This window comes from Streptomyces netropsis (assembly GCF_014203545.1).
In the GTDB taxonomy this organism is placed as follows: Bacteria; Actinomycetota; Actinomycetes; order Streptomycetales; family Streptomycetaceae; genus Streptomyces; species Streptomyces netropsis.
Genome location: NZ_JACHJG010000005.1, coordinates 1 through 26,456, shown reverse-complemented (window position 1 = coordinate 26,456; position 26,456 = coordinate 1). Strand labels below are relative to the sequence as shown.

The window sequence follows — 26,456 nt, the reverse complement described above, 5'->3', positions numbered from 1 at the left end:
CTGCCGCAGCACACCCTTCCCCCTCGACTCTGGGTGGTACACCACGGGAAGTGGGGGAGAACCTCAATGCGCAACAGCAGGCAAAGGATTCACGACCTCATCGTCTTCGTCGCCGTACTCGCCACCGGCATCGTCCTCGTCTGCCTGGGCGTGGCGCCGGAGTCCCTGGCGACGGTCGCCATCGCGCTGTCCGGCCTGTACGCGTCGTGGCGGGGCGGCCGGCCGGGCCCCCGGTCGTGAACCGGCCCCGGACGCTCCCGGGGCGGATTATCGTGGCGGGCGTGACCGACACCTGGGATCCGAGTGCCGCCGGTGTCCTGACGCTGCCGTCCGGGCGGCTCGTGCGCGGGCGGGGGCTGCGGCGGGCCCTTCCGGCCGGGGTCACGCCCACCTTCGCCGTGTATCTGCTCGGCAAGCAGCCGCCCGAAGTCCCCTGGGAGGCCCGGTGGTTGCGCTGGCCGGACTTCCGGCTGCCCGCCCGGGACGCGGATGCCCGGGAGCTGCTGGGCGAAGCCTGGGAGCGGTCCGGTGGCGATCGGGTCGAGGTGGCCTGCGGTGGCGGCCGGGGGCGGACCGGGACGGCGCTGGCCTGCATCGCCGTGCTCGACGGGGTACCGGCCGGGCGGGCGGTGGCTTTCGTGCGCGCGCATTACGACCCGCGTGCCGTCGAAACCCCCTGGCAGCGGCGTTACGTACGACGTTTCGCCGACGGGCCGGCGTAGGCGCGCGCCGTGCGACGCGCGCCGGACGCCGTCAGGAACGCGGTGCCACCTTGCTCAGCCCGTTGATGATGCGGTCCATCGCGTCGCCGCCCGTCGGGTCCGTCAGGTTCGCCAGCATCTTGAGCGTGAACTTCATCAGCAGCGGGTGCGTCAGGCCGCGCTGCGTCGCGATCTGCATGACCTTCGGGTTGCCGATGAGCTTCACGAACGCGCGGCCCAGCGTGTAGTAGCCGCCGTAGGTGTCCTTGAGGACCTTCGGGTAGCGCTGGAGGGCCAGCTCGCGCTGGGCGTACGAGGAGCGGGCGTGGGCCTGCACGATGACGTCCGCGGCGAGCTGGCCGGACTCCATGGCGTAGGCGATGCCCTCGCCGTTGAACGGGTTGACCAGGCCGCCCGCGTCACCGACGAGCAACAGGCCGCGCGTGTAGTGCGGTTGGCGGTTGAAGGCCATCGGGAGCGCGGCGCCGCGGATCGGCATCGTCATGTTCTCCGGGGTGTAGCCCCAGTCCTCCGGCATCGAGGCGCACCAGGCCTTGAGGATCTCGCGCCAGTCCAGCTCCTTGAAGGAGTTGGAGGTGTTCAGGACGCCGAGACCGACGTTGGACGTGCCGTCGCCCATGCCGAAGATCCAGCCGTAGCCGGGCAGCAGCCGGTCGGTGGCACCACGCCGGTCCCACAGCTCCAGCCACGACTCCAGGTAGTCGTCGTCGTGGCGCGGGGAGGTGAAGTACGTACGGACGGCCACGCCCATCGGGCGGTCCTCGCGGCGGTGCAGGCCCATCGCGAGGGAGAGCCGGGTGGAGTTGCCGTCGGCGGCGACCACCAGGGGGGCGTGGAAGGTGACCGGGGTCTTCTCCTCGCCGAGCTTGGCGTGCACGCCGGTGATGCGGCCCGTGCGGTCGTCGATGACGGGCGCGCCCACGTTGCAGCGCTCGTACAGCCGGGCGCCGGCCTTCTGGGCCTGGCGGGCGAGCTGCTCGTCGAAGTCGTCGCGCTTACGGACCAGGCCGTAGTCGGGGTAGGAGGCGAGGTCCGGCCAGTCGAGCTGGAGACGGACGCCGCCGCCGATGATGCGCAGACCCTTGTTGCGCAGCCAGCCCGCCTCCTCGGAGATGTCGATCCCCATGGAGACGAGCTGCTTGGTGGCGCGCGGGGTCAGACCGTCACCGCACACCTTCTCGCGCGGGAACGCCGTCTTCTCCAGCAGCAGGACGTCGAGCCCGGCCTTGGCCAGGTAGTACGCGGTGGTCGAGCCGGCGGGACCGGCCCCGACCACGATCACATCGGCGCTGCGCTCTGAGCTGCCCTCGGAGGTGACTGGCTCGGCGGAAGCGGTGTGGGTCACGGTCGGCTCTCCCGTTCGGCGAGGGGCTGGTCACCGCCGAGTCTATGAGCCGGACGGGCAGGGGCGGCCAGTGGCCACCCCGTACCCTCCCGGGCGGACCGCTAGTCGAAGTCGAGCGGGACGACCCGCCAGTACCGCACGGCGTTGTCGAAGATGGTCCGCGTAGTGGTCCAGTTCTCGTCGTAGTCCTCGTACTGGATGGCGTACTCGGTGCCGGATTCGTCGATGTACGCCTGGTCGATGGCGCGCACGAGACGGCCGGAGCCCTTCTCCTTGTACGTCCACTCCCACAGGGCGCCCTGCTTGCCCTGGAAGGTGTTCGGCGTCAGCTGGACCCGCTGGTAGCCGTCCTGCCGGGAGACCACCTTCTCCAGCTCCAGGAAGTGGTCGTGCGCGGACTTCCCGAGGTCCTTGGCGATGCCGACGCGCAGGTGCCGGAAGCCCGTGGAGCCCAGGAAGTCGATCTGGCCGCTGCCCTTGTCCATGCGGCGCCAGCCGTCGGGCAGCACGATCGAGAAGCCCTCCGGGGCGATCGTCGTCGAGTAGCCGCTGGGCAGGTCCTTCTCCGGGACGGGCGCGTCGTGGAAGGGGGCCGGGGAGGACGGGGACATGGAGGGCTGGGCCGTGGAGGGCTGGGCCGTGGACGGGCCGCCGCTCGCCTTCGCGCCCTCCGCGGGGCTCGCGGCGGGCTTGTTCGCCTGGGTGGTCCCGTTTCCGCTGCCGCTCTTCCCCTCGTCCTTCTTGTTCATCAGCAGCACACCGCCCGCGGCGGCGCCGCCCACCACGAAGGCGGCGAGACCGATCGCCACCCACATGAAGACCCGACTACGGCCGGTGCGGCGCACGGGAGTTGCGGCAGGGGCTGCCGGGGCCACCGGGGCGATCACCGCGACAGAGGTCGACACCTCGGGGGCAGCCGGGGCGGCGGCCGGGGCCGGGGCGACAGATGCGACAGGTGCGACAGGCACAACGGACGCGGCCTGTGAGGCAGACGCAGCCGGTGCGGCCGACGCGGCAGGGCCGGCAGGCGCAACGGACGCGGCCGGTGCGGCAGGTGCGACCGGCGGCTTCTGCGGTGCCTCGGGAGCCGCCGGCGGCATCGCGGGCGCCGACCACGGCAGCGGCGGTGCCGGGAAGCCCGGCGGGACGCCCGGTGTCGTGCGGCCCGTGCGCGTCAGGAACGCGGCCAGGAGCACCGCTCCCGCCGTCCACAGCAGGCCGAACAGCAGTGACTCACCGACGTTCGGCCCCAGCCGCCCCTGGCCGGACTGGGAGCCGTAGCCGAAGCTCGTGCCCGCCGACATCTCCATCTCCGCGCCGGAGACGAGGGACAGCAGCCAGAACGCCCCCAGGAAGAAGGCGCCGGAAAGCGCCTGTTCGCGCCGGTCGGCCGAGCGCCGCGCCAGCAGGAGGGCCAGGATCACCGCGCACACGACGCCCATCGCCAGTGCGCCGGTCTGTGCCCAGCCGCCGTAGGTGTCACCGATTTCGGAGAGCCCGAAGGTGCCGCCCTCCTCGCCGCCGCGCCCCTTGCCGGCCGTCACCTCCACGCTCGCGCCCCACGACAGACCGAGCGCCATGAGCGCCAGGTTGACGAGGACCAGCAGCGAGGCCACCACGCCCCAGCCGGACACCTCGCTCTCGTGCGACGCGACGACCACGAACACGACGACGGCGCACAGCGCGACCGTCAGGCCCAGGGCGCGCAGGGCCGTGCCCCACGCCCGTACGGCCATCAACGCGCCCGCGCCGCACCGCGCGACGAGCTCCTCGCGGCACAGCACGCTCGCGCTCACCGCACCCGACAGCGCGAACGTGAACAGCGCGGCGAGCACCGGGGTGGTGTCGACGGTGAAGAGCTTCATGTCCGGCTGCCCGTACAGGCCGAGCGCCAGCACGACCGCGCCGGACAGCAGCCCGATCCGCAGCGCGGCCTCCGCGCCGCCGCTCGGGCCCTGCGGCAGTGAACGGCGCAGCAGACGCGCGCCGAGGGCCACGGCGCCGGCCCACGCGAGCGTGAACGTCAGCAGCCATACGGACAGCGAGCCGCTGCCCTGCACGAACATGGTGATGAGGCTGCCGCCGCGGCTGGTCTCCACCTCGAAGGTGCCGCCGAGGCCCTGCATCAGCACCGCGATGACGACCTGGAAACGGTCACTCCAATGAGTGAAGTCCGCTTCCTCGTAGTCGTCCGAGGAGGGGAGGGAGACCGCCAGGGCGAGGACGAGCAGGAGGGCGGTCGGCCACAGGACGGCCTTGGCCGAGCCCAGCCAGTCGCCGCCGAACGTCCGGCGCAGGAACAGCGCGCCGGGGGTGGGCTGCGCGTAGCCGCCCTGCGGCGCGTAGGCGGGGGGCGCGGGTGACGAGGGCGGCGGTGGCAGGGGCGGTGCTGCGGGCGGCGGGGTGGGCGGCGCGGCCGGAACGGCCGAGGTCGCCGGGGCGGCGGCCGGAGTCGCCGGGGCAGCCACACCCGCCTCCTGCGGACGTTCCCGGCCGCACTTCATGCAGAAACGCGCGTCCGGGACGAACGCGGAACCACAGGCAGGACAGAACGACGGCAATGGTGCTCCCGTTTTCGGGCAGGCGGTTCGGATGGGGGGTGCGGATGATCGTACAGATCACGCGCCTTGCCCATGACAAACCGTCAATATGCGCCCGAATTGCGGGATATGCCGTACCCAAGGGTTACGCGGCGTGCTTGATCCCCCGGTGCAGCGCCACGACGCCGCCCGTCAGATTGCGCCAGGCGACCTTCGACCAGCCGGCCTGCTGCAGCCGTGCCGCGAGCGCGGCCTGGTCGGGCCAGGCGCGGATCGACTCGGCGAGGTAGACGTACGCGTCGGGGTTGCTGCTGACGGCCGTCGCGACCGGCGGCAGGGCCCGCATCAGGTACTCGGTGTAGACCGTGCGGAACGGCGCCCACGTGGGGTGGCTGAACTCGCAGATCACCACGCGCCCGCCGGGCTTGGTCACCCGCAGCAGCTCGCGCAGCGCGGTGTCGGTCTCCTGCACGTTGCGCAGGCCGAAGGAGATCGTGACGGCGTCGAACACGTCGTCCGCGAAGGGGAGTCGGGTCGCGTCACCGGCGGTGAGCGGCAGCCACGGGTGGCGCTTCTTGCCCTCGCGCAGCATGCCGACGGAGAAGTCGCACGGCACGACGTAGGCGCCGTCGGCGGTGAAGGGCATCGAGGAGGTGCCCGTGCCGGCCGCCAGGTCCAGCACCTTCTCCCCCGGGCGCGCGGCCACCGCGCGGGCCACCGCCTTGCGCCACAGGCGGGCCTGGCCGAGCGACAGCACGTCGTTGGTCAGGTCGTACTTCGCCGCCACGTCGTCGAACATCGCGGCGACTTCGTGCGGCTGCTTGTCCAGGGATGCTCGGGTCACGCCCCCCATTGTTCACCCCCGGGCCGTGCGGCCCGCACAGGGGGCCGGGCAGGCGCGGGACGAAAGCCGGCCGGGACGGGCGGCCGCTCGCGATGCCGACCGCGCCTTCCCGTGGGCCCCGCGCCGCCCTCAGCGCCGCCGGTACACCAGCCGCCCCGCCAGCACCGTCGCCACGCACGTACCCGCGCCCGCCTCCAGCAGCGCCGCCTCGTCCGGCACGTCGAAGACGGCAAGGTCGGCGCGCGCTCCGACGGCGAGGGGCTCCTCGACCGAGCCGCGCAGGTCCCGGCCTTCCCGGAGGGGATCGAGGTCCGGCGCGTCGATCAGGATGCCCGGCGCGAGCAGAGCCGGTACGACCCTCAGCCCGGAACGGGCGACCGCCGTCGACACCACCGGGTCACGGAAGCCCCCCGTCACGGCCACCGCCGTCGTGCCGTGCCCCAGCATGCGCTGCAGCCCCCGCCGGACGCTGCCCGACCGGCGGGACTCGGTCATCTCGAGCGCCGCCAGCCGCTCGCCGGTCAGCATCCGGTCGCCCAGCTCGTCGTACTCGCGCGGGTCCGGGTGATAGGCCTGGCCGAGCAGCCACTGCGTGTGCCACTGGCGCAGGCCGGGCGTCAGCACGCCCGGCCAGCGGCGGACGCGCGCGCCCGGGTGGGCGGCGGCCACCTCCTCGTACGCGCCGATCGCGACGATCGTGTCGCCGTCCACGGCCACGGCCCCGCCGGGCACCGGAGCCGCGCCGGGGGCTGCGGTCAGCAGCAGACCGGCCGTGTGAAGCGTGAGCAACCCGTCAGCTCGCCTGGACGATCTTCAGCTCGGGGTGCGCCGTACCGCCCTCGATCGCCGTCGAGGACAGGTGCGAGACGACCTTGTCGTCCACCGGGTCGTTCGCCGGGTCGTCGTGCACGAGCAGGTGCTCGTACGTCGTGGCGCGCTGCGCGGGGACGCGGCCCGCCTTGCGGATGAGGTCGATGATCTCCATGCGGTTGGAGCGGTGCTTCGCACCGGCCGAGGAGACCACGTTCTCCTCCAGCATGATCGAGCCGAGGTCGTCCGCGCCGTAGTGCAGGGAGAGCTGGCCGACCTCCTTGCCGGTGGTCAGCCACGAGCCCTGGATGTGGGCGACGTTGTCGAGGAAGAGCCGCGCGATGGCGATCATCCGCAGGTACTCGAAGAGCGTCGCCTGCGTCTGGCCCTTCAGGTGGTTGTTCTCGGGCTGGTACGTGTACGGGATGAAGGCGCGGAACCCGCCCGTGCGGTCCTGCACGTCGCGGATCATCCGCAGGTGCTCGATCCGCTCGGCGTTGGTCTCGCCGGTGCCCATCAGCATGGTGGAGGTCGACTCGACACCCAGGTTGTGGGCCAGCTCCATGATCTCCAGCCAGCGCTCGCCGGACTCCTTGAGCGGCGCGATCGCCTTGCGCGGCCGCTCCGGGAGCAGCTCGGCGCCGGCGCCCGCGAAGGAGTCGAGGCCAGCGGCGTGGATGCGGCGGATGGCCTCCTCGGCGGTGACGCCCGAGATCCGGGACATGTGCTCGATCTCGGAGGCACCGAGGGAGTGGATGACGAGCTGCGGGTACGCCTGCTTGATCGCCGAGAAGTGCTTCTCGTAGTACTCGACGCCGTAGTCCGGGTGGTGACCGCCCTGGAACATGATCTGCGTGCCGCCCAGGGCGACGGTCTCCTCGCAGCGGCGCAGGATGTCCTCGAGGTCGCGGGTCCACACCTTGTCGCTCTTCGGCGCGGCGTAGAAGGCACAGAACTTGCACGCGGTGACGCATGCGTTCGTGTAGTTGATGTTGCGCTCGATGATGTACGTCGCGATGTGCTCGGTACCCGCGTAGCGCTTGCGGCGCACGGCGTCGGCCGCCGAGCCCAGCGCGTGCAGCGGCGCGTACCGGTACAGGTCGAGCGCCTCCTCCGGGGTGATCCGGCCACCGGCGGCGGCCCGGTCGAGGACGGCTGCGAGATTGACGGACGTGAGGTCGGCGGTCTCGGTCACCGGGCGTCCCTTCGGAGGGGTTGTGTACGACGATTCACCCTACGCCAGGGCCTTGACAGAGCGGTGGGTCAGGGCGGTTGGTCAGGGTGGCGGGCCGGTCAGCCGGTGCGCTTGGTGAGCGAGGACGTGGGTTTGCCGCCCTTGGGGTCGTCGGAGGTGAACGCCAGCTTGCCGTCCGCTGCGAGGGTGTAGGTGACCGTGGACGTCGAGCCCGTGCAGAGCGGGCTCCGTTCCCCGTCGGTGACCTCCTTCAGCGTGAGCTTCCGGTCGGTGGCGGAGATCAGCTTGGCCTTGCTGCGGCACTCCACGACGTCCAGCACCGAGTACGTCGTGCGGACCACGTACGCGCCCTTGGCGCCGCCCGTGATGGTGCTGGTCATCGTGCCGTTGGGGGTGCCGTCGGACTGCAGGACGTTGCCGGTCCAGGTGCCGCGGAAGGCCTGCGGCACGTCGGCCGCCCCCGGCGACGCGGAGACCGTCGCGGACGGCTTCTCCCCTGCTTCCTTGTGGGCGTCCTTGCCGGATCCCGGCAGCAGGTCGAAGACGAACGCCGCCGTCGTCGCCGCGGCCAGCGCCCCGGCCACCGACAGCACGAGCGTGCAGCTCACCCGCCGTGATCTGCCCGGGCCCCGGTCGCGGCCGCTCGCGCCGACGGACAGCGCGACCTTCTTCCCGCCCTGGCCGATGACGTTCCCGGCCGCCTGCCCGGCCGTCGTCCCGTCCGCGGCCTCGGGCCGCCGCTGCGGCGGCAGCGGGTACGACGGCTGTGGCGGGTACGACGGCTGCGTCAGCGCGTGTGCCTGCGGGCGGGCGTCCGCCAGGCCCCTCCCGTACGACGGATCGGGCGGCCCGAAGCCGCCGCTCGCCGCGGCGCCCTCCGCGGCCGGCTCCAGGTCCAGGAGTTCCACCGCCCGCAGGCTCACCTGCTCGACGAGCGGCGCGGGCAGCCAGCCGGGCCGCACGAGGGGCAGCGCACCGCCCGCCGAGGCGAGCCGGCGGACGATGTCGCCGGGGGTGGGGCGGGCGGCGGGTGACTTGGCCAGGCAGTCGGAGACCAGGGCGCGCAGATCGCGGGTGAGGCCCGCGCCGAGCTCCGCGGGCTCGTGGACGACCTTGTAGAGGAGGGAGGCGGAGTTGTCACCGGAGAACGGCGGCTCGCCCGTGGCCGCGTAGGCGAGGACCGCGCCGAGGGAGAAGACGTCGGCCGCCCCCGTCACCTCCCCGCCCAGGATCTGCTCGGGCGACATGTAGCCGGGCGAGCCGATGGAGACGCCCGTGGCGGTCAGCGAGGCGGTGCCGTCCGTCGCGCGGGCGATTCCGAAGTCGATCAGCCGGGGGCCGTCGAGGGCCAGCAGCACGTTCGAGGGTTTGACGTCCCGGTGCACCAGGCCCAGGGCGTGCACCGCCGCCAGGGCCTCCGCGAGACCCGCGCCCAGCACCCGCACGGTCCGCTCCGGCAGCGGGCCCGTCTCCGTCACGGCCTGGGAGAGCGAGGGGCCCGCCACATAGCCCGTGGCCACCCACGGCACGGCGGCCTCGGGATCGGCGTCCAGGACCGGGGCCGTCCAGGCGCCGCCGACCCGCCGGGCGGCCTCCACCTCCCGCCGGAAGCGGGTCCGGAACTGGTCGTCGAGGGCGAAGTGCGGGTGGACGACCTTCACCGCCACCGTGCGGCCGCCCGCGCTGCGGCCCAGGTACACCCGGCCCATGCCACCCGCCCCGAGCCGCCCCAGCAGCCGGTACGCGCCGATGACCTGCGGATCCTCGGACAGTAGTGGTTGCATCGGGCTCCCCGCCTCCCCCTGGTGGGGGCCGGTACGGCCCCGGAAATCAGCCTATGACTCAATTCACGACGCCCGGCAGGAACCCCGCAGCCTGGTTTGCCCATCTGCAAGGTCGGAACAAACCGTCATGTCCTTCGGGGCAGCAGGATCATCCGGAGCGACGCGATGCCGCACTCACACGAGGGGGCCTACCGGTCCCAGGGCCACCACCGGGCCTCTCGCGCCAAACGATGGGTCATCGTTGTGGCGTCGATAGCCGTGCTCGGGCTGATCGCCTGGCCCGTCATGACCTACTTCGAGATCCCCCCGTTCACCGACAAGGGCAAGCCCGTCAGCTTCGGCAACGACGAGCCCGCCGCCGGTGGCACGGGCGGCCAGGCCGGTGGCCAGAACGGTGCGCAGCCCGCGGACTCCAAGGTCCTCATGCCGACCGGACCCAAGGCGGACTTCCGAATAGCCAACTCCCTGGGCGACGGCACCAAGATCGGCGTCGTGACGCTGGACGGCAAGAAGTCCGGCTTCAAGGGCAAGGTGTGGGTCTGGGCCCCGCCGCAGTACAACGACCCGCAGTACAAGAAGAGCGGCTTCCCGGTCATGGTCGCCCTGCCCGGCGGCCCCGGCTACCCGAACAACTACTGGATGGGCACGGACCTCAAGCTCCAGTCGTCCATCGCCAAGTGGTCGAAGGAGGGCAAGAGCCTGCCCTTCATCCTGGCCATGCCGGTCCTGAACCCGGACGAGAAGTACTACTACGACGGCAGTGACATCCCCGGCCAGGCGAAGATGGGCACCTGGCTGACCGAGGACGTCCCGGACCTGGTCAAGCAGAACTTCCGGACCCTGAAGTCGCGTGACGGCTGGGCGTTCATGGGCTCCTCCTCCGGTGGCTTCGCGGGCCTGAAGGCCGTCATGAAGTACCCGGACCGCTTCAAGGCCGTGATCGCGTCCGGCCCGGACATCGTGCCGGACTCCCCGCTGTGGGCCGGTCACGAGAAGGAGAAGCAGGAGAACAACCCGGAGAAGCTGGCCCAGGAGCTGATCAACAGGAAGGGCCCGGACGTCTACCTGGCCTTCCAGGTCGGCACCAAGGAGCCCCCGATCGTCATGCAGAACGTCAAGAAGTTCATGGCGACGTACGGCAAGGGCCCGGTCCACACCATGCTCCGGGAGATCCCGGGCGGTTCGCACAACGCGCACACCTACGTGCCGAGCATGGGCGAGGGCCTGATCCAGTACATCAGCAAGAACATGGAAGGCCCGACGCCGGCCTCCTGACCCGGGGCCCCGGCGGCCCGGTGACCTGATCCCGGGCCCGCCCGTCCGTCCCCGCTGCACGCACCACCTGGAGTCCTGATCCCCGCCCGGGGGTCAGGACTCCAGCAGTTTCACCCGCACGTCGGCCGGGAAGCCGGTCGTCGGGCCCGTGCGCCGGGCGAACTCGGCCACCCCGGCGAGCTGGTCCGGCCCGAAGCGGAAGTCCAGGGTCGTGAAGTAGCGCTCCAGCAGTTCCGCGTCGAAGGACTCCCAGCGCGCCGCCTGCTCGGCGACCTTCCCGACCTCCTCCAGGGACAGGTCCCGGGAGGCGAGGAACGCCTCGTGCACCTTGGAGACGATGCGCGGCTCGCGGGCCAGGTAGTCGCGGCGGGCGGCCCAGACGGCGAAGACGAACGGCAGCCCCGTCCACTCCTTCCACATCTGCCCGAGGTCGTGGACCTCCAGGCCGAGCTGCGGGGCGTCGTGCAGCGAGGCCCGCAGCGCGGCGTCCCCGATCAGCACGGCGGCGTCCGCCTCCCGCATCATCAGGCCGAGGTCGGGCGGGCAGGTGTAGTACTCCGGCCGCACCCCGTACCGGTCGGCGAGCAGCAGCTGCGCCAGGCGTACGGACGTCCGCGAGGTGGAGCCGAGGGCGACCCGGGCCCCGTCCAGCTTGTCCAGCGGGAGCTGGGAGACGATCACGCAGGACATGACCGGGCCGTCGCAGCCGACCGCGATGTCCGGCAGCGCGACGAGGTCGTCGGCGTTCTTCAGGAACTCGACGAGGGTGACCGGGGCGATGTCCAGCTCGCCCCGGACGAGCTGCTCGCTGAGCTTCTCCGGGGTGTCCTTGGTCAGGTCCAGGTCGAGCAGCGTGCCGGTGCGCGCGAGGCCCCAGTAGAGCGGCAGACAGTTGAGGAACTGGATGTGTCCGACGCGGGGGCGGCTGCGCAGCCGCTCCGGCAGGCCGGTGCGGGTGGCGGGGATCGCTGGGTCCGAGGCTGAAATGTCCACATCCGGAGGCTAGCCCCGGACCGTCGGAAGGACGGGGGCGGGGGTCGCGCCGCGCCGGGCCCGATCGTCGATCTTTTCCGCGCGGGAGACTCCGAAAACCTGCGAACAGCGTGATCTTCGACTCTTTCCCAGTGCGAACCCAGCGTGCTACGCTCGCCGCAAGTTGCAGTTTGGTTTCCCTTGCAGTACAGAGCCTGCGGAGCATGTGACCCCGCAGGCTTTTGTAGTTTTCAGACTTCTCGCAGGTTCTGGAGCAGGGCAACCCTTTGGGCCCAAGGAGGGCTTTATGGCTACCGGAACCGTGAAGTGGTTCAACGCTGAAAAGGGCTTTGGCTTCATTGCCCAGGACGGCGGGGGCCCCGACGTCTTCGTCCACTACTCCGCGATCAACGCCTCTGGCTTCCGCTCCCTCGAGGAGAACCAGCAGGTCAACTTCGACGTCACGCAGGGCCCGAAGGGCCCGCAGGCGGAGAACGTCACCCCGGTCTGATCCTCGGATCCCTCCGGTGCGACGGCTCGACCGATCGCGGTCGACGTGCTGTACCCAAGGAGCCCTGCTCCCCCGCTTCGGCGGTGGGGCAGGGCTCCTGCCTTTTCCCATGACTCTCGGCTCACCCGGATCTCGGGGCTCTGCAGAACCTTGATGAACTCATGACGCACAGAGCCCGTACGCCTTTCGACGCTAACCGGATCATCCTTTTCCGCTATCGCTCGTACAACGCATCGATTTCTGCCGCGTAACGGTTCGCGATCGCGGAGCGCCGCAGTTTCAAGGTGGGGGTCAGCGCCCCGCCGCGGACCGTGAAGTCCTCGTCCAGAATCGCGAACGCCCGGATCCGGGCGGGCCGGGCGACCTGGGCGTTCGCGGCGTCGACGGCCTCCTGGCAGCGGGCCCGCACGACCGGGTGCCCGGCGTACCCACGGCCCGGGTCCAGCCCCTCGCCCCGGGCCCAGACCGCGACCTCCTCCGCGTCGAGGGTGATCAGCGCGACGGGGTACGGACGGGCGTCGCCGATCATCACCGCGCGCGAGACCCAGCGGGACTGCTGGATGGCGGCCTCCACGAGCGTCGGGGTGAGGTTCTTGCCTCCCGAGGTGATGATCAGGTCCTTCTTGCGGCCGGTGATGCGGAGGAAGCCTTCCGCGTCGAGGCTGCCGAGATCACCGGTGCGCAGCCAGCCGTCCGGATCCAGCGCCTCGGCGGTCGCGGCCGGGTCGGCGTGATAGCCCGGGAAGACCCCGGGCCCCCGGGCGAGCACCTCGCCGTCCTCCGCGATCCGCACCTCGCAGCCGCGCACCGGCCGGCCGACCGTCCCGTAGCGGACCGCGCCCGGGTGGTTGAGGGAGATCACCCCGGCCGATTCGGTCATGCCGTAGCCCTCGAAGACCCGGATGCCGCAGGCCCGCAGGAAGTCCATGGTCTGCGGTGCGATGGGGGCGCCGCCGGTGAGCGCCCAGCGCAGCCGCCCGCCGAACGCCGCCCGGACGAGGGAGAACAGGCTCTCGTCGGCCGCCTGCCAGGCCGCGTGGAGCGGGCCGGTGGGCTCCTCGCCCCGGGCGCGCAGCTCGGCGACCTCGACCCCGGTCCGTACGGCCGCTTCGAAGCGGTCCCGGCCGTCTCGGCCCCCCGACTCCGCGAGCGAGACGACGGTGGCGTGCACCTTCTCGAAGAGCCGGGGCACGGACGGCAGGTGCGTGGGCCGGACCTCGGCGAGCTCGGCGACGACGTTGTCGATCCGGCCGCCGAAGTAGCAGAGCGTGCCGCCCTGGCTCAGGGACCTGAGCTGGATGAGCTGGGCGAGCAGGTGGGCGAGGGGGAGGTAGAGGTAGGTGGTGTCGCCGGGGCCGCCCTCGATGAGCTCGGCGGTGGCGTCCTGGACGGCCGTGAAGTTGCCGTGTGTGAGCCGACAGCCCTTGGGGAGGCCGGTGGTGCCGGAGGTGTAGACGATGGCGCAGAGGTCGTCGCCGGTGCGGGCGGCGCTCCGCGCGAGGAGATCCGCCAAGGGTGCCCGGGGCAGCGTCCACAGAAGCAACGGAGTGCCGAGGCCTGCCGCGTCGACGGGGTCCGCACCCGGCTCACGACGGCGGGCCCGGGAGCCGGCCCCGCCGCCTGCCCCCGGCCCGGCTCCGGCTCCGGCTCCGGCTCCGGCCACGGAATCGGATCCGTCGGCCCGCCCGCCGTCCCCGGCACCTCCGGCTCCTCCGTCCATCCGCACCACGTGCCGTAGCCCCGGCAGCTTCGCCCGCAGGGCCTCGACACGGGCCGCCTGGCTCGCGTCCTCGCAGATCACCACCGTCGCCCCCGAGTCGCCGAGCACCCAGACGAGTTCGTCCTCACCCGCCGTCGGATAGACGGGGACGACGACCCCGCCGGCGGCCAGGGTCGCGAAATGGGCGTACGTCCACTCCGGGCGGGTCTCGGCCCAGATCGCCACCCGGTCGTCCGGCCGCACGCCGAGGGCGACGAGGCCGCGCCCGACGGACCGTACGGTCTCGCGCAGCCGGTCGTAGCCGACCTCCGTCCACCCGCCGCCCGGGGACGTGAAGCGCAGGGCGGGCAGTGCCCCGTACCGCCGCGCCGCCTCCTCCACGAACTCCGCGAGCGTGCCCGGGCCTTGCCGACCGTCGTGCATGACGCCTCCCTCGGATCCGTACGCCCGACGCTACGAAGCCCGGCCCCGGGCCGGGGATGACCGGAAGCGTCAGCGCCGCTGACCCCGGCGCTCATCGGGGCTACCGTGCAGGGCATGGGCAGGCGGACGATCACCGTGCACCACGTACGGGCCGCGCTCGGCGGCGCCCGGCGGCTCGGCATCGACACCGTGCCGCTGCTGCAGACCGCGCGGATCCCGCCGCTGCTGCTCGCGGACGACCGGGCGCGGGTGACGCCCGAGCAGTTCACCTCGCTGGTGAAGGCGCTGCACCGGGCGACGCGGGACGAGTTCCTGGGGCTCGGGCCCACTCCCAGCAGAAACGGTACGTTCGCCATGATGTGCTCCGCGTGCCTGGGCTGCCGCGACCTCGGCGCGGCACTGGAGCGGGGCGTCCGCTTCTACGGGCTCTTCCCCGGCGGCCCCGATCTGGCGGTCGAACGCCGCGGCGCCGAGGCGGTGTTCACCGTCCGCAACGACCTGCGCGGCTACGCCGAGGGCCGCTTCCTCGCGGAGTGCCTGGTCATCGTCTGGCACCGGCTGGCGAGCTGGCTGATCGGCCGCCGGATCGCCCTGCGCTGGGCCGAGTTCGCCTTCCCCGCCCCGCCGTACGCGGGCGAGTACGGGCTGCTCTTCGGCTGCCCCGTGCGGTTCGGCGCGCGGCGCACGGGGGCCGGGTTCGACGCGCACTGGCTGGCCGCGCCCGTCGTCCGCGACGAGGCGGGCCTCGCGGAGCTGCTGCGGCGGGCGCCCGCCGATCTGCTCAGCCGCCGCGAGTACGGGACGACGGTCGCCGAGCAGGTGCGGCGGGCGTTCGTCACCGCGCTGCGCGAGGGGCGGCGCCCGGCCCGGCTGCCGGAGGTGGCCCAGGTCGCGGCGCGGCTCGCGATGAGCCCGGCGACGCTCCGGCGGCGGCTCCAGGAGGAGGGCACCTCCTACCGGCTGCTGCGGGACGGGGTGCTGCGGGACGCGGCGATCAGCGGGCTCGCGGCGGGCCGGGAGCCGATCGCCGAGCTCGCGGCCCGGCTCGGATTCTCCGAGGACACCGCCTTCCACCGGGCGTTCCGGCGCTGGACGGGGACCACACCGGGCACGTACCGGCTGCTGGGCACGGCGGCCGGCGAGGGGAAGGGTCCCCTTCAGCGCGGTCAGCAAAGCTGAGCGTCCCGGTCAGCGCCCGGATTACCCGCCGGTCACTACGGTCGCCCCAACTGATTCAGCACCACTGGACAGTTGGGAGAGCCGCATGCACCTGCGCACCACAGCCCTCACCGCCCTCGCCGCGCTGGCGGCCGCGTTCGGCCTGGCGGGCCCCGCCTCGGCCGGGCCGCCGGCCAGGGACGCCGGGGCCCCCGGCGACGTCGTCAGCTCCGCGCCCACGTCCTTCCACCCCTTGCCGGGCCAGCCCACGAACACCCGGGCCTGGCACATCACGTACCGCTCCACCAGCGCCAAGGGCACCCCGAACGTCGTCTCGGGCACCGTGATCGTCCCCCGCGACGGCCGGAAGGGGCCGCGCCCGCTGATCACGTACGCCGTCGGGACCGTCGGCCTCGGCGACGCGTGCGCCCCTTCGGCCGGCTTCCCGTACGGGACCACCCTGGAGGCCAATCTCATCCAGCAACTGACCCTGCGCGGCTGGGCCGTCGCCGTCACCGACTACGAGGGCCTCGGCACGCCCGGCGAGCACACGTACGCGGTCGGCCGCGCCGAGGGCCATGCCGTGCTGGACGCGGCACGCGCCGCGCAGCGGCTGCCGGAGGCGGGGCTGGGCAAGGACTCCCCCGTCGGGATCATGGGCTACTCGCAGGGCGGGCAGGCCTCGAGCTGGGCCGCCGAGCTGCACGACACCTACGCGCCCGAGCTGGACCCAGGGGCACGGCCACCGGTGGTGTGCCGGCCGATCTCCTCAAGACCGCCGACCACAACAACGGCGGGATCGGCGCCGGTCTCGTCCTGATGGCCGCCACCGGCCAGAACGCGGCCTTCCCGGAGCTGAACCTGGACGGCTACCTGAACGACAAGGGCCGCGGCTACGTGGACTTCATGAAGAAGCACTGCGTGGCGATCGACGCGGTGGCGGGCATCTTCCGGAAGATCTCCGACGTCACGGTCAAGAACCCCCTCTACGAGCCGGACTGGCAGCGCGTCCTGCGCTCCTCCGACCTCGGCACCCACGCCCCCGACCGGCCCGTGTACCTCTACCACGGCGTCATCGACGAGCTGATCCCCTACGAGGTCGGCAGGAAGCTGCGCGCGGACTGGTGTGCCAAGGGCGCGAACGTGCGGTGGAAGTCGCTGCCGCTCGGCGAGCACGTCCTGGGTGTGATCACCGAGTCGGTCCCGGCGGCCGACTGGCTGGCGGACCGGTTCGCGGGCAGGCCTGCCGGGGGCAACTGCTAGCTCCGAGGTCGGGGTCCGTGCCCCTCCTCCTAGTCCTTACGGCCGGTCGCACTCTGCCCGTTTTGCCGATACGTACACCATTGCGCCCGAAATAGCGTGATGTGCATCGGGTCGCCGAAGGGGCGGCGCAGCCACTGTGAGAGAGATTCAGATCCCTATGAACACCACTCGCACCACCCGCACCGCACTCCGCACCGCCATAGCCGCCACCGTCCTCACCGGCGCCGTCGCGGTCCCCACCGCCGCCTTCGCCTCCGACGGCAGTGGCGGCGCCGCGCCCTCCGCGGCGGGCACGTCGCCGTCGACGGGCCGGACCGTCGACATCGGCGGCGGGATGGAGGCCGAGATCAAGGACGGGAAGGCGTACCTCAAGGAGACCGGCACGGGCAAGGTCTTCGCGACGCTCGCCAAGGGCGAGAGCTACACCGACGGCATCCACGTCCACTTCGACGGCCGGAACGTCACCGCGAGGACCCAGGGCGACGACAAGAAGCAGCACGACAAGAAGGACGGCAAGGCGAAGGAGTCCTCCCGCACGGTGAAGCTCGACGACGGCAAGTACGCCGTCGTCACCGAGCTCGCCGACGGTTCGTACAAGGCCGTCGTCACCGGCCCGGACGGGTTCGTCTTCGGCACGCTGACCGCCGCCGCCCCTTCCACGACCCTGGACGGGGGCCTGAAGGTCACCCTCGACCAGAAGACCGGGAAGATCACCCAGACGACGGTCGAGAGCAGGAACGGCGAGGCGGCGCGCGAGCTGTCCACGGGTGACAAGGCCGCGGCCGTCAATGGCAAGAAGACGCCCAAGGGCGGGGTGGCCGCGGGTGAGGCGCCGGCGCCGACCTCGGACACCGACCCCGCCCTCATCGGTGGCGCGCTCGCCGCGGCGGCGGCGCTCGGCGGTGCCGGCGTCCTCGTCGCCCGTCGCCGCAGGGGCACGGAGGGCTGAGCCGGGGGCCCGGACCCACCCGTCGGGGGTCAGGGGCGGGTCGCCGACCAGCACCGCCCGTTCATGAGGTTCCCCAGGCCCGCCCATACGAGGTTCATCAGCGTCGCCGCCGTCTCCTTCTCCGAGGGGGCGGCGTCGCCGCGGGTGTTGGCCCACGCGGCGAGCGACTCGGCGGCCCCCACGAGGGCGTGCGCGAGGCCGGAGATCTCCCGCTCGGCGGGCTCGGCGGGCTCGGCGGCGCAGGCCTCGCGGGCCGTCGCGGTGATCAGCTGGGTGACCACGTCGATGATCTCCTGCCGCATCGCGCACACGGCCGAGGTGAACGGCTCGCCGTGCGTCCGGGCCTGGCAGTGCAGCACCGCCCAGGCGTCGGGGTGGGCCGCGGTGTGCGCGAAGAAGCCGAGCAGCCCGCTCCACAGCCGGCCGTCGGGGGACGCCTCCGGGTCGACGGCGGACCGCACCGCGGTCACCAGCGCTTCGGACTCGCGCCGTATGCAGGCGCTGAAGAGGTCTTCCTTCGAGTTCAGATAGAGGTAGACCAGCGGCTTCGACGCCCCCGCGAGTTCGGCGATCTCGTCCATGGACGCCGCGGCATAGCCGCGTCGCGCGAAGATCTCCACCGCCGCGTCGAGCATCTGGCGTTCGCGCACCTCGCGCGGCATCCGCTTGGCCTTGGTCCTGACCTTGACGCCGGCCCTGACGCCGGCCCTGACCTGAGCAGCGTCGGTCTGTGCAGTCTGTGCTGTTTTCACGACAAACATCCCTCCGCCCCCGTCACGTTACCGGCTGGTAATTTTACGGGGAGGAGGGATGTCGTCGAGGGTGCGGATCAAGCCGTACGGATCACGCCGCGGCCGGCTGCGGCTCCGCGCCCGGGGCGTCGTCGAGCTTGGACCCGTCGGCCGAGTCGTACGCCGCGCGGTCGAGGATCTTCTCCCGGGAGGCGACGAGGATCGGAACCACCGACTGACCGGCGACGTTCGTCGCTGCACACTGAGTATGTACGTTACTTGCGTGCAGCCGAACTACCGCGAGGGGTGGGCTAGTTGAAGCCTAGGCGCGTCGGAATCTACGTTCGCATCAGCAAGGACCGCAAGGGCAAGGAGCTTGGCATCCAGCGCCAGGAGAAGGCGTGTCGCGAGCTGTGCGACCGGATGGGGTGGGGCATCCACAAGGTCTATCCGGAGAACGACACATCAGCATCGACCACGAGCCGCAAGAAGCGGGCCGTGTACGCGGAGATGCTGCGCGACGCCCGAGACGGCGTGATCGACGGAATCGTTGTCTACTCGATCGACAGGCTCACACGCCGCATCACCGAGCTGACAAACTTCCTTGAGGAGCAGAAGGAACACGGGTTCGCGTTCGCCACCACCGAGGGAGAGGACACGTCGACCGCGAACGGCCGCATGATCCTCACGATCAAGGGTGCAGTAGCCCAGCAGGAGACCGAACGAATGGCGGAGCGGGTGAACAACTCGCTTCTTCAACGTCGAGAGCAAGGCAAGCCGCACGCAGGAGGACCCCGAGTCTTCGGCTTTGAGCCGGGTTCGACCTTCCAGCGCGTGGTTCCGGAAGAAGTGGAGCTAATCCGGGACGGCTACCGCATGCTCATGGATCCTGAGCTGCGCGCCACTCCAGGCGACGTGGCGCGAGCCTGGAACGAGCATGGAGCAAAATCTGTCGGAACTCAGACCGTCTGGACCATCCAGAAGGTCAAGCGGGTGTACCGGTCCGAGCGCGTGGGCGGGATCGTCACCCACAAGGGGCAGGACATCGGGGACAGCATTTACCCCCACCCCCTCACGCGGGAGGAATGGGAGAACGTACAGGCGATCTTGGATGGCCGCTCCAAGCCTGCCGCTCAGGGGGCAGGCAAGAGGAAGCACCTCTACTCAGGCTTCCTGAAGTGCGGAAATTGCGGATCAACCATGCGAGTTCAGTGGGCAACGATCCAGGGCCGCACCTTCCGCCGAACGTTCTGCCACTCCGGACAGGTCGGCGTCAACGGTGAGTTTGGGTGTGGCAAGGTCAACCGATCTTTCGCCTGGATCGAAGAGCGATTGGACGAGGTCGTAGAAGCAGCTCTGAGGCAGCGCAGCCCGAAGCCTCGGGAAGCAGCCTCCGAGGATCTCTCGGGACAGATCAAGGTCACCGAAGAGCGCATTCGAGGGCTTCGAAGCCGCTGGAAGGAAGGCCAACTGGACGATGAGGACTACTTCGACTCGTTGCAGCATCTCCGCAACAACCTCCAATCACTCCGCTCACGTGAGGCTGCATCCGTTGTCAGGGCATCGCGTACCGAGACTGACGCTCTCACGGTCTGGTTGGATCAGAGCGAGCAGAACCTCGAACGCCGCCGCGCAATCGCCGCAACAGTCATCAAGCAAGTTGCGGTCTACAGCGTGGGAAAGGGCCGCAGGAGGCCCCCGGAACTCGACTCGATTTCGATCACGCCGGTTGGGGCGGACTCAGACGATCCGGAGGCGTGATCGCCCGCGCTTGATGGGCTAGGTACCCGTCGACTACGGCATTCAGGCGAATGTCGTAGTCGTCTGGAGGAACCCACCGGTCAAGGATTTCGGAGATCCATTCCGGGGGCGACTGAGCGCTGGGGTCCGTCATAGGCAGCCACCCCGCTCCCGGAGTTCGTCACGGGCGACCGCACGGTTCATGGCGAGGTCTTCGGCAATCCCGGCGGCAATGAGGGAGGCGCCCGGCGTGTGGCCGGAGCCGAGGTAGCGCCAGTGCGCGTCGGTGATCACCTTGGAGGTGTCGGGGACTGGGAGTCCGGCGCGTTCGTGGTCGGCTCGTTCGGTGCGCAGCGCTGTGTATGTCGTCGAGTAGGCGCGGGATTTGGTAAGGATGTGGCCTCGGTACCCGAGGGTGTGGGCCCAGGCTCGTAGCCGAAGGGGTTCGTACTCGGGTAGGCCGCTGAGTCGCCAGCAGGCACGCATGAGGGCCCGGATGTGTGGGGACACGGCCGCCGCGTCTATGTCGCCCCAGGTCATGACCCTGTAGTCGGTGCCGGCCGCTGTGTCGCTGGCGCCTTTGGTTACGTACTTCGCGATGTAGGCGGCAACGGCGTCGTCGGCCAGGCCCTCGGTGTCGCCGAAGGCCCGCAGCGGGCGGGCGTCGAGCTGGTTGCCCCAACGGAGTTCGAGCTCCCCGACGGCCGGGCTGTACGGGCTCCGCACGAATACCGACCGTGCCGCCGTGCGAACCGCGCGGGTCAGCAGCACGGGGGTTGCCCAGGCCGGGGGCGGGGTGTGGGGTCCGTTGGGGCCGTCGAGGCGTACGACGGCGTGGACGTGGACGGCGGCGCGCTTCTGGTACTCCGCGACCTTCGCGAAGGAGAGCCGGGCGTGGTCGCGGAACCGGGCCTGCGGCAGGCCGACGGCCGTAGCGAGGGTGCGGCGGGTGGCGCGGGTGAAGCGGTCCCACAGTTGTCCGGCGTGGGCGTGCCACAGGGCGTGCGCCGGGTAGTCGTAGCACCCCGGACAGAGCGGCTGGCCGACAACTGATGCGGCGGGGTCATGAGCGGTTCCGCAGCTCACCGGACGGTTGTGCTCGCAGGTCCCGGCATTGCGTCGGGGGTGGCAGCGTTGCCCGCCGGTGGTGGCACGGTGGACCGAGCCGAAGGACGGAGCGGTGAGAGTGACGAAGAGCCTCGGGTGCTCGCGGATCTGGGCTGGGATGTTCTTGCCGCCGGTGAGTCCGGTGCGGACGAGGTGGAAGGTGTCTCCGGCGTGGAGGCGGGAGCACGGGGCGCAGACCGACGCGCGGCGGTTGCGGCAGCGGACCGAGAGCCGCTCGCCCGGTTCGGTGCGGGTGTCGTAGTGGTGCAGCACCTCACCCGTGGCGACGTCGCGTGTCGTGGCGGAGCCGGAGAGGTGGACGGGGTGGGCGCAGCCGCCGGTGGCGGTGATCTGTTCCAGGAAGCGGGGGAACTGCGGGTCCTGGGCGAGGCGGATGACGTCCTGGTCGACTTCGGAGAGCTGACGCAGGCGCGCCGCGCGGTCAAGGGCGCGCCTGTCAGCCGGGTTGATCGTGGGGATGGTGGGGACCTCCCGGGGTGGGCCGCCGAAGCGGCACGGTTGGTGGGTGGTGGGCCGGTGTCGTCGTCCATAGCGATCGCTCCCTCGCGGGTTGGTCTGGGTTGGGTTAGCGGATGGTGCCGGTTCCGCGGCAGCAGCGGCAGCGGTGCCAGCGGCCGGATCGGGTCTTCCTGGTGCGTCGTTCGCCCTTGCAGATCGGGCAGCGCACACGGCGCATGGGCATGGCGTGGCCTCCGTTGCCTAGCTGTTGGGGAAGAGGGAGAGGAACCAGGCCACGAGGCCGTGGATGGTGAAGATCACGGGGGTCTGGCCGATGTAGACGCCGAACAGGCCGATCAGCACCGCTTGCCACCAGCGCACATCGCGGGAGCGGACCAGGAGGACGGTGATGATCCCGAAGACCAGCACGAGGGGGAATGCCGCGTTCTCCGTCATGCGCCGGCCTCCTTGGTGAGGGTCTCCAGGGCGCGGGTGACGCCGGGGAGTTCGGGGGTCAGGTGCGCGTGCCGGGCGGCGGCGTCCCGGGCTTCCGTGGTGAAGGTCAGGTGCGAGCGGGCCCGCACCCATCCACCGTCGGGCCCGGTGCAGACGGCGACGCCCTTCTCTGCCTCCGTGATGGACAGAGCCACCGCCACCGCGTCCTTGTTGAGGTCACCGAGTGCCATTTCCGCCGTGCCCGAGTCGTGCACCCGATGGCAGACCCGGCCGCCGAGCTGCGCCCGCAGGGCGGTCACGCCGGGGCCGAGATCAGAGCCGACGCGTTGCCCGGCGATGACCAGGTGCAGGCCCAGGGCCCCGCCGAGCTGCGCGAGGCGCAGGAGGTAGGTGGAGCACTGCTCGGCCTCCGCCTTTGCCGTCCGGGTGCCGTCTGTGAGGTAGAGCTCGGCCAGTTCGTCGACGATCACCACGGCCGGGACCGGGCGGAGCTTCTCCGGCAGTTCCCAGATCGACCGTGCCCCGGCATCGCGGCAGGTGCGCATGCGCTCTTGCATGTCGGCGACCAGGGCGCCGAGGGTTGCGACGGCTTCAGGGCGGGTGGTGGCCAGGGCGGAGAAGCGCCGGGCGAACAGCCCGAGTTCCATGCCGCCCTTGCAGTCGATGCCGACCAGTGCCACCGGTTGCCGGGCGAGTTCCTTCACCAGGCGGGCGAGGAGTGCGGACTTCCCGGACCGGGTGGCGCCGACGATCAGCCAGTGCGGCACCTGGCGCAGGTTCATCACCCACGCCCCGCCACTCTCCAGAATCCCGACCACGGCCGACAGCAGCACCATGGGCGCGACCGCGATCCCCGGGCGCTCTAGCGGGTCCGTGATGGTGGCGGTCAGGCGCACGAGGCCGCGTTGCGGAGAGGTGACCCGCACGGCATGGACCTTCCAGGCGTGGGAGAGGGCGTCGGCCGCTTGGATGAAAGGTGCGGGAGTCTGGCCGGGGTGCAGGCGCACGACCAGGGTTAACCCCGTGCGGGTCGCCCGGGGGAAGGAGATCCGCGGTGCGACGGGCCGCAGCGCTTGGCCCTTGACGACCAGGTCGCCGACGAGGCCGCGTGCCGGGCGGCGCGAGACCGACAGGTCGTTCAGATGCGCGACCTTCCGCCACGTGGCCAGCACCCGGACAGCCACGACCGGGTAGCCGGTCAGGTACCAGAACCACACCGGGCTCTGATCCTTCAGCCGGGCGCCAGCCACGAGGACCCAGGCCAGGGCCGCGAGGAGGAAGGCAAACGTGGTCGGGGCCATCAGGCACCGCCTGTCTTGCCCGCCGGAGCAGCAGCCGGTGCGGGGGTGATGGCGGCGGCGCGGAAGCTGATCCCGTGCCGGTCGCCCATGGCCCAGGAGAACGCCTCCAGGCCCGTCACCCGCACCTCAGCGCCTTCCACGACGCCCTTCGGTTCACCGGTCACGGAGATCTCGATCACCGAGACCCGCCGGCCGTCCTGCCGGACCATGACGGCAACGGTGTAGATCGTGTTGCCGTCCCGGTCCTTCTTCACCTCCTTGGTCTCGAAGCCGGACATCTTCGGTTCCGGCGCGACAGCGCACCGCAGTACGCCGAGCCGGGTTGTGTCCACAGGGATGGACTGCACGGGGTGTGGGCCTCCTTTGGCCTCAGACGCCAACTACCGGCTGACGTCACTCGTCCTTACGAGTTGAGACTATGAGGCTCTATCGGCCCAGTGCGCAAGTGCTTATGCTGACGAGTTATGAGCGACGAGTGACGTCGACCGCCCGACCACCGCCGAAGTGAAGGACTCAGAGATGACGGAGATCAAGCGCCCCGGAGCGCTGTATCAGCAGGTCGCGGCCGCTATTCGCGACGCGATCCTCTCGGGTGAGTTCGCCCCCGGAGCGCCATTGCCCTCGGAGGCGCAGCTCATCGAGCGCTACAAGGTGTCCCGCCCGACCGTGCGCAACGCGGTCGCCGCACTCCGCGCCGAGGGGCTGGTGAACGTCCAGCACGGCAAGGGCAGCTTCGTCCGCACCTCCGGCCTGCCGCCAGTCACCGTCGAACGCCGGATCAGCCGCAGCGGATCAGCAGGCCCGTTCGTCACCCACGATGGCATCACCTGGGAGCAGCCCGACGAACCGAAGATCTACCGCACCGAGACGACCGCGATCACGGGGCCGCCGTTGGGACTGGGGGAGGGGGAAGCGCTCTTCGGCTGCGATCGTCTACTGACGGACCCGGCGACGGGCACCAGGGCGCTGCACCGCACGCTGATCCCGTTCGCCACCGCCGAGGACACCGAGCTGGCCCAGGCCCCGGACACCGAACCCGCAGCGATCTACGAACTGCTCACCAAGGCCGGGCACAAGCTGTGGTGGACCGAGACGGTACAAGCCCGCATGCCCCTGCCCGACGAACGCGACGCCTTGCAGATCCCCGACGCCACCCCCGTCCTCCACACCACCCGCACCACCCACGGCACCAACGACCAGCCCCTGATTCTCGAAGACCTGCGCATCAGCGCCGAGCGCGCCCAGCTCGCCTACCGCATCACCGCCGAGAAGCCCCCCGCCGCACGCCGCGCCCGCGCCTGAAAGCCGGGATCGGTCGAAACCTTCTTCACTTACTCAAGGGCGCGCCTGCGGCGCGCCGGGCGGTCAGGCCGCCCCGGCGGGCTGCGGCCTGACGGCCGGTCCCGCCGGACGCCCACCGCCCACACCACAGCCAGCCAGCCATGAACGAGGCAGGCGCCCGCCCCTCCTCCAGACCAGGCAACCGGGACTTGAGGCACGACTTGATCGCGTCGGCCGAGGAGTGCCGGGCATCGTGACGTTCACAAGCCAGATGGCGTGGCCGGGCTGAGTGGGTGGTTGCTGGAGACACACGCGCGCCTGGTCGTCCGGCCGCGCCACCGTCTCGGTTGACTTTCCGTGGCTTAGGTCTACAGCCTGGCTTCTGTGCTGAGACAGCCTTGGGGCCACGTCAACCATTCCTTGCCGCGTCGAGGTTGCTGCGCACGACTTGGGTCCGGGGATGGTCTTCGCCCAGCACCCGGATGCAATCGTTGAGGGTGCGCTCGTACAAGGGGATTGCCCGCCCGAGGTCCCCAGCCGACTCGTAGGCGCCGGCGAGGTTGTTGCGGGAGCCGAGGGTGTCGGGGTGGTCTTCGCCCAGCACCCGGACGCGGTCGGCGAGGGTGCGTTCGTACATAGGGATCGCCCGCCCAAGATCCCCAGCCGACTCGTAGGAGCCGGCGAGGTTGTTGCGCGAGGTGAGGGTGTTGGGGTGGTCTTCGCCCAGCACCCGGACCCGGTCGGTGAGGGTGCGCTCGTGCAGAGGCATCGCCCGCCCAAGGTCCCCGGCTGAGTGGTAGGCGCTGGCGAGGTTGTTGCGCGAGGTGAGGGTGTCGGGGTGGTCGTCGCCCAGAACCCGGACCCGGTCGGTGAGGGTGCGCTCGTGCAAGGGGATCGCCCGCCCGAGATCCCCGACCGACTCGTAGGCGCCGGCGAGGTTATTGCGGTAGATGAGGGTGTTGGGGTGGTCTTCGCCCAGCACCCGGACGCAATCGTTGAGGATGCGCTCGTACAGGGGTATCGCCCGCCCGAGGTCCCCGGCCGAGTGGTAGGCGCCGGCGAGGTTATTGCGGTAGGTGAGGGTGTTGGGGTGGTCTTCGCCCAGCACCCGGACGCAATCGTTGAGGGTGCGCTCGTACAGGGGTATCGCCCGCCCGAGGTCCCCGGCTGAGTGGTAGGCGCTGGCGAGGTTATTGCGCGAGGTGAGGGTGTCGGGGTGGTCTTCGCCCAGAACCCGGACCCGGTCGGTGAGGGTGCGCTCGTACAGAGGCATCGCCCGCCCGAGATCCCCGACCGACTCGTAGGCGCCGGCGAGGTTATTGCGCGAGGACAGGGTGTCGGGGTGGTCTTCGCCCAGAACCCGGACCCGGTCGGTGAGGGTGCGCTCGTACAGAGGCATCGCCCGCCCGAGATCCCCAGCCGACTCGTAGGCGTAGGCGAGGTTGTTGCGGGAGGTGAGCGTGTCGGGGTGGTCTTCACCCAACACCCGGATACGACTTGTGAGTGCGCGGTGGAACAGGGAAATCGCACGGTCCACCGCGCCTTGACCGTGGAGGAACAGCCCCATCCGTTCGAGGAGGGAAGCTGTGTCGACGTCAGGGGGCGACTGCGTGTGGCTGGTGAGGGCTTCCAGGTGCGGCAGCAGAACGCGGGCGGTGGGCCAAGAGGCCGGGTTCTGCGTGTCGGCAGGGAAAGCGTCGTCAAGCATCGCGATGGCGTGAGACCGGGCCTGCTTGATGTCCTGGGGCTCGCGGTGTGGGTCGTTAGGGTCAGCGGTCCGGGCAAGAGCTTGGACGAGTCGGTGCACGCTGAGGTCGCCGGTTTCGGCGTCGACAGTGAGCATGCTGTGTGCGGCGAGTCGACCGATCGC

23 protein-coding genes and 2 pseudogenes are annotated in these 26,456 nt (G+C 71.1%); 10 read left to right on the top strand and 15 right to left on the bottom strand.

Features of this window, described 5'->3' with window-relative positions:
* The first annotated feature begins 66 nt into the window (after window positions 1–66).
* A complete protein-coding gene (locus tag FHS38_RS13615; RefSeq protein WP_184733816.1) occupies window positions 67–240 on the top strand; it encodes a hypothetical protein in 174 nt (57 codons plus the stop codon).
* 41 nt (window positions 241–281) lie between these two features.
* Entirely contained in the window at window positions 282–722 is a 441-nt protein-coding gene (locus FHS38_RS13610) for a protein-tyrosine phosphatase family protein (protein ID WP_184733815.1), read from the top strand.
* A gap of 31 nt (window positions 723–753) precedes the next feature.
* Here FHS38_RS13610 and FHS38_RS13605 read toward each other — a convergent pair whose 3' ends face one another.
* The 6 genes from FHS38_RS13605 to FHS38_RS13580 form a co-directional block, all read right to left on the bottom strand.
* Window positions 754–2,067, bottom strand: a complete 1,314-nt coding sequence (locus tag FHS38_RS13605) for a geranylgeranyl reductase family protein (protein WP_184733814.1) — start codon at window positions 2,065–2,067, stop codon at window positions 754–756.
* 101 nt (window positions 2,068–2,168) lie between these two features.
* Window positions 2,169–4,535: a serine/threonine kinase C-terminal domain-containing protein gene (locus FHS38_RS13600; protein WP_184733813.1), complete on the bottom strand. Its 2,367-nt coding sequence runs from the start codon at window positions 4,533–4,535 to the stop codon at window positions 2,169–2,171.
* A gap of 217 nt (window positions 4,536–4,752) precedes the next feature.
* Window positions 4,753–5,451 (bottom strand): demethylmenaquinone methyltransferase, encoded by a 699-nt coding sequence (locus FHS38_RS13595; protein WP_184733812.1) that lies wholly within the window; start codon window positions 5,449–5,451, stop codon window positions 4,753–4,755.
* A gap of 129 nt (window positions 5,452–5,580) precedes the next feature.
* On the bottom strand, window positions 5,581–6,240 hold the full coding sequence (locus tag FHS38_RS13590) for an amidohydrolase family protein (RefSeq protein ID WP_184733811.1): 660 nt from the start codon (window positions 6,238–6,240) through the stop codon (window positions 5,581–5,583).
* A 4-nt stretch (window positions 6,241–6,244) separates the two neighbouring features.
* Window positions 6,245–7,456, bottom strand: coding sequence for a cyclic dehypoxanthinyl futalosine synthase (mqnC, locus tag FHS38_RS13585; RefSeq protein ID WP_184733810.1), 1,212 nt, complete (start codon window positions 7,454–7,456; stop codon window positions 6,245–6,247).
* A 98-nt stretch (window positions 7,457–7,554) separates the two neighbouring features.
* Window positions 7,555–9,240 carry a serine/threonine-protein kinase gene (locus FHS38_RS13580; RefSeq protein WP_184733809.1) on the bottom strand — a complete coding sequence of 562 codons (1,686 nt, stop codon included), beginning with the start codon at window positions 9,238–9,240 and terminating at the stop codon, window positions 7,555–7,557.
* Between the two features lie 165 nt (window positions 9,241–9,405).
* Between FHS38_RS13580 and FHS38_RS13575 the strand changes: the two genes are divergently transcribed.
* Window positions 9,406–10,515 carry an alpha/beta hydrolase gene (locus tag FHS38_RS13575; protein WP_184733808.1) on the top strand — a complete coding sequence of 370 codons (1,110 nt, stop codon included), beginning with the start codon at window positions 9,406–9,408 and terminating at the stop codon, window positions 10,513–10,515.
* Between the two features lie 93 nt (window positions 10,516–10,608).
* Here FHS38_RS13575 and FHS38_RS13570 read toward each other — a convergent pair whose 3' ends face one another.
* On the bottom strand, window positions 10,609–11,502 hold the full coding sequence (locus tag FHS38_RS13570; protein WP_229822493.1) for a menaquinone biosynthetic enzyme MqnA/MqnD family protein: 894 nt from the start codon (window positions 11,500–11,502) through the stop codon (window positions 10,609–10,611).
* A gap of 292 nt (window positions 11,503–11,794) precedes the next feature.
* Here FHS38_RS13570 and FHS38_RS13565 point away from each other — a divergent pair, with 292 nt between their 5' ends.
* Window positions 11,795–11,998, top strand: a complete 204-nt coding sequence (locus tag FHS38_RS13565; protein ID WP_003984261.1) for a cold-shock protein — start codon at window positions 11,795–11,797, stop codon at window positions 11,996–11,998.
* 214 nt (window positions 11,999–12,212) lie between these two features.
* Here the strand turns inward: FHS38_RS13565 and FHS38_RS13560 are convergent, their stop codons facing one another.
* On the bottom strand, window positions 12,213–14,141 hold the full coding sequence (locus FHS38_RS13560) for an AMP-dependent synthetase/ligase (protein ID WP_184733807.1): 1,929 nt from the start codon (window positions 14,139–14,141) through the stop codon (window positions 12,213–12,215).
* A 114-nt stretch (window positions 14,142–14,255) separates the two neighbouring features.
* Here FHS38_RS13560 and FHS38_RS13555 point away from each other — a divergent pair, with 114 nt between their 5' ends.
* The 3 genes and pseudogenes from FHS38_RS13555 to FHS38_RS13545 all read left to right on the top strand — a co-directional run bounded on the left by FHS38_RS13555 (window position 14,256) and on the right by FHS38_RS13545 (window position 17,511).
* Entirely contained in the window at window positions 14,256–15,320 is a 1,065-nt protein-coding gene (locus FHS38_RS13555; RefSeq protein WP_184733806.1) for an AraC family transcriptional regulator, read from the top strand.
* Between the two features lie 85 nt (window positions 15,321–15,405).
* Window positions 15,406–16,562: pseudogene (locus FHS38_RS13550) on the top strand (lipase family protein).
* Window positions 16,563–16,719: 157 nt separating this feature from the next.
* Window positions 16,720–17,511, top strand: a complete 792-nt coding sequence (locus FHS38_RS13545; protein WP_184733805.1) for a hypothetical protein — start codon at window positions 16,720–16,722, stop codon at window positions 17,509–17,511.
* A gap of 29 nt (window positions 17,512–17,540) precedes the next feature.
* Here FHS38_RS13545 and FHS38_RS13540 read toward each other — a convergent pair whose 3' ends face one another.
* Together FHS38_RS13540 and FHS38_RS13535 are read right to left on the bottom strand one after the other, a co-directional pair.
* Window positions 17,541–18,173, bottom strand: a complete 633-nt coding sequence (locus tag FHS38_RS13540) for a TetR/AcrR family transcriptional regulator (protein WP_184734159.1) — start codon at window positions 18,171–18,173, stop codon at window positions 17,541–17,543.
* A 181-nt stretch (window positions 18,174–18,354) separates the two neighbouring features.
* Window positions 18,355–18,498, bottom strand: a pseudogene (locus FHS38_RS13535) (dicarboxylate/amino acid:cation symporter); the annotation flags it as partial.
* Window positions 18,499–18,557: 59 nt separating this feature from the next.
* On the opposite strand from FHS38_RS13535, the gene FHS38_RS13530 reads away from it, so the two are divergent.
* Complete coding sequence (locus FHS38_RS13530) at window positions 18,558–20,003, top strand: recombinase family protein (protein WP_184733804.1); 1,446 nt, start codon at window positions 18,558–18,560, stop codon at window positions 20,001–20,003.
* A gap of 129 nt (window positions 20,004–20,132) precedes the next feature.
* Here FHS38_RS13530 and FHS38_RS13525 read toward each other — a convergent pair whose 3' ends face one another.
* The 4 genes from FHS38_RS13525 to FHS38_RS13510 form a co-directional block, all read right to left on the bottom strand.
* Window positions 20,133–21,518 carry a replication initiator gene (locus tag FHS38_RS13525; RefSeq protein WP_184734158.1) on the bottom strand — a complete coding sequence of 462 codons (1,386 nt, stop codon included), beginning with the start codon at window positions 21,516–21,518 and terminating at the stop codon, window positions 20,133–20,135.
* Window positions 21,519–21,809: 291 nt separating this feature from the next.
* Complete coding sequence (locus FHS38_RS13520) at window positions 21,810–22,004, bottom strand: hypothetical protein (RefSeq protein WP_184733803.1); 195 nt, start codon at window positions 22,002–22,004, stop codon at window positions 21,810–21,812.
* Complete coding sequence (locus tag FHS38_RS13515) at window positions 22,001–23,305, bottom strand: FtsK/SpoIIIE domain-containing protein (RefSeq protein ID WP_184733802.1); 1,305 nt, start codon at window positions 23,303–23,305, stop codon at window positions 22,001–22,003. Before FHS38_RS13515 ends, FHS38_RS13520 begins: the two co-directional genes overlap by 4 nt.
* Window positions 23,305–23,652 (bottom strand): SCO3933 family regulatory protein, encoded by a 348-nt coding sequence (locus FHS38_RS13510; protein WP_184733801.1) that lies wholly within the window; start codon window positions 23,650–23,652, stop codon window positions 23,305–23,307. The genes FHS38_RS13515 and FHS38_RS13510 overlap by 1 nt, the downstream gene beginning before the upstream one ends.
* A gap of 172 nt (window positions 23,653–23,824) precedes the next feature.
* Between FHS38_RS13510 and FHS38_RS13505 the strand changes: the two genes are divergently transcribed.
* Window positions 23,825–24,607: a GntR family transcriptional regulator gene (locus tag FHS38_RS13505; RefSeq protein ID WP_184733800.1), complete on the top strand. Its 783-nt coding sequence runs from the start codon at window positions 23,825–23,827 to the stop codon at window positions 24,605–24,607.
* Window positions 24,608–24,995: 388 nt separating this feature from the next.
* On the opposite strand, the gene FHS38_RS13500 is transcribed toward FHS38_RS13505, so the two are convergent.
* Entirely contained in the window at window positions 24,996–26,153 is a 1,158-nt protein-coding gene (locus FHS38_RS13500; protein WP_376700039.1) for a tetratricopeptide repeat protein, read from the bottom strand.
* On the opposite strand from FHS38_RS13500, the gene FHS38_RS35305 reads away from it, so the two are divergent.
* Window positions 26,130–26,456 (top strand): hypothetical protein (locus FHS38_RS35305; protein WP_260420737.1); only part of this gene is annotated, 327 nt, incomplete at its 3' end. The two genes, FHS38_RS13500 and FHS38_RS35305, sit on opposite strands and share 24 nt — an antisense overlap.

Excerpts from the sequence above, each read along its gene's own strand:
- FHS38_RS13555 (WP_184733806.1), top strand. The coding sequence starts at position 14,256 with ATGGGCAGGCGGACGATCACCGTGCACCACGTACGGGCCGCGCTCGGC.
- FHS38_RS13515 (WP_184733802.1), bottom strand. The coding sequence starts at position 23,305 with ATGGCCCCGACCACGTTTGCCTTCCTCCTCGCGGCCCTGGCCTGGGTC.
- FHS38_RS13580 (WP_184733809.1), bottom strand. The coding sequence starts at position 9,240 with ATGCAACCACTACTGTCCGAGGATCCGCAGGTCATCGGCGCGTACCGG.
- FHS38_RS13545 (WP_184733805.1), top strand. The coding sequence starts at position 16,720 with ATGAACACCACTCGCACCACCCGCACCGCACTCCGCACCGCCATAGCC.
- FHS38_RS13500 (WP_376700039.1), bottom strand. The coding sequence starts at position 26,153 with ATGGGGCTGTTCCTCCACGGTCAAGGCGCGGTGGACCGTGCGATTTCC.
- FHS38_RS13520 (WP_184733803.1), bottom strand. The coding sequence starts at position 22,004 with ATGACGGAGAACGCGGCATTCCCCCTCGTGCTGGTCTTCGGGATCATC.
- FHS38_RS13560 (WP_184733807.1), bottom strand. The coding sequence starts at position 14,141 with ATGCACGACGGTCGGCAAGGCCCGGGCACGCTCGCGGAGTTCGTGGAG.
- FHS38_RS13565 (WP_003984261.1), top strand. The coding sequence starts at position 11,795 with ATGGCTACCGGAACCGTGAAGTGGTTCAACGCTGAAAAGGGCTTTGGC.
- FHS38_RS13505 (WP_184733800.1), top strand. The coding sequence starts at position 23,825 with ATGACGGAGATCAAGCGCCCCGGAGCGCTGTATCAGCAGGTCGCGGCC.
- FHS38_RS13615 (WP_184733816.1), top strand. The coding sequence starts at position 67 with ATGCGCAACAGCAGGCAAAGGATTCACGACCTCATCGTCTTCGTCGCC.
- FHS38_RS13575 (WP_184733808.1), top strand. The coding sequence starts at position 9,406 with ATGCCGCACTCACACGAGGGGGCCTACCGGTCCCAGGGCCACCACCGG.
- FHS38_RS13540 (WP_184734159.1), bottom strand. The coding sequence starts at position 18,173 with ATGCCGCGCGAGGTGCGCGAACGCCAGATGCTCGACGCGGCGGTGGAG.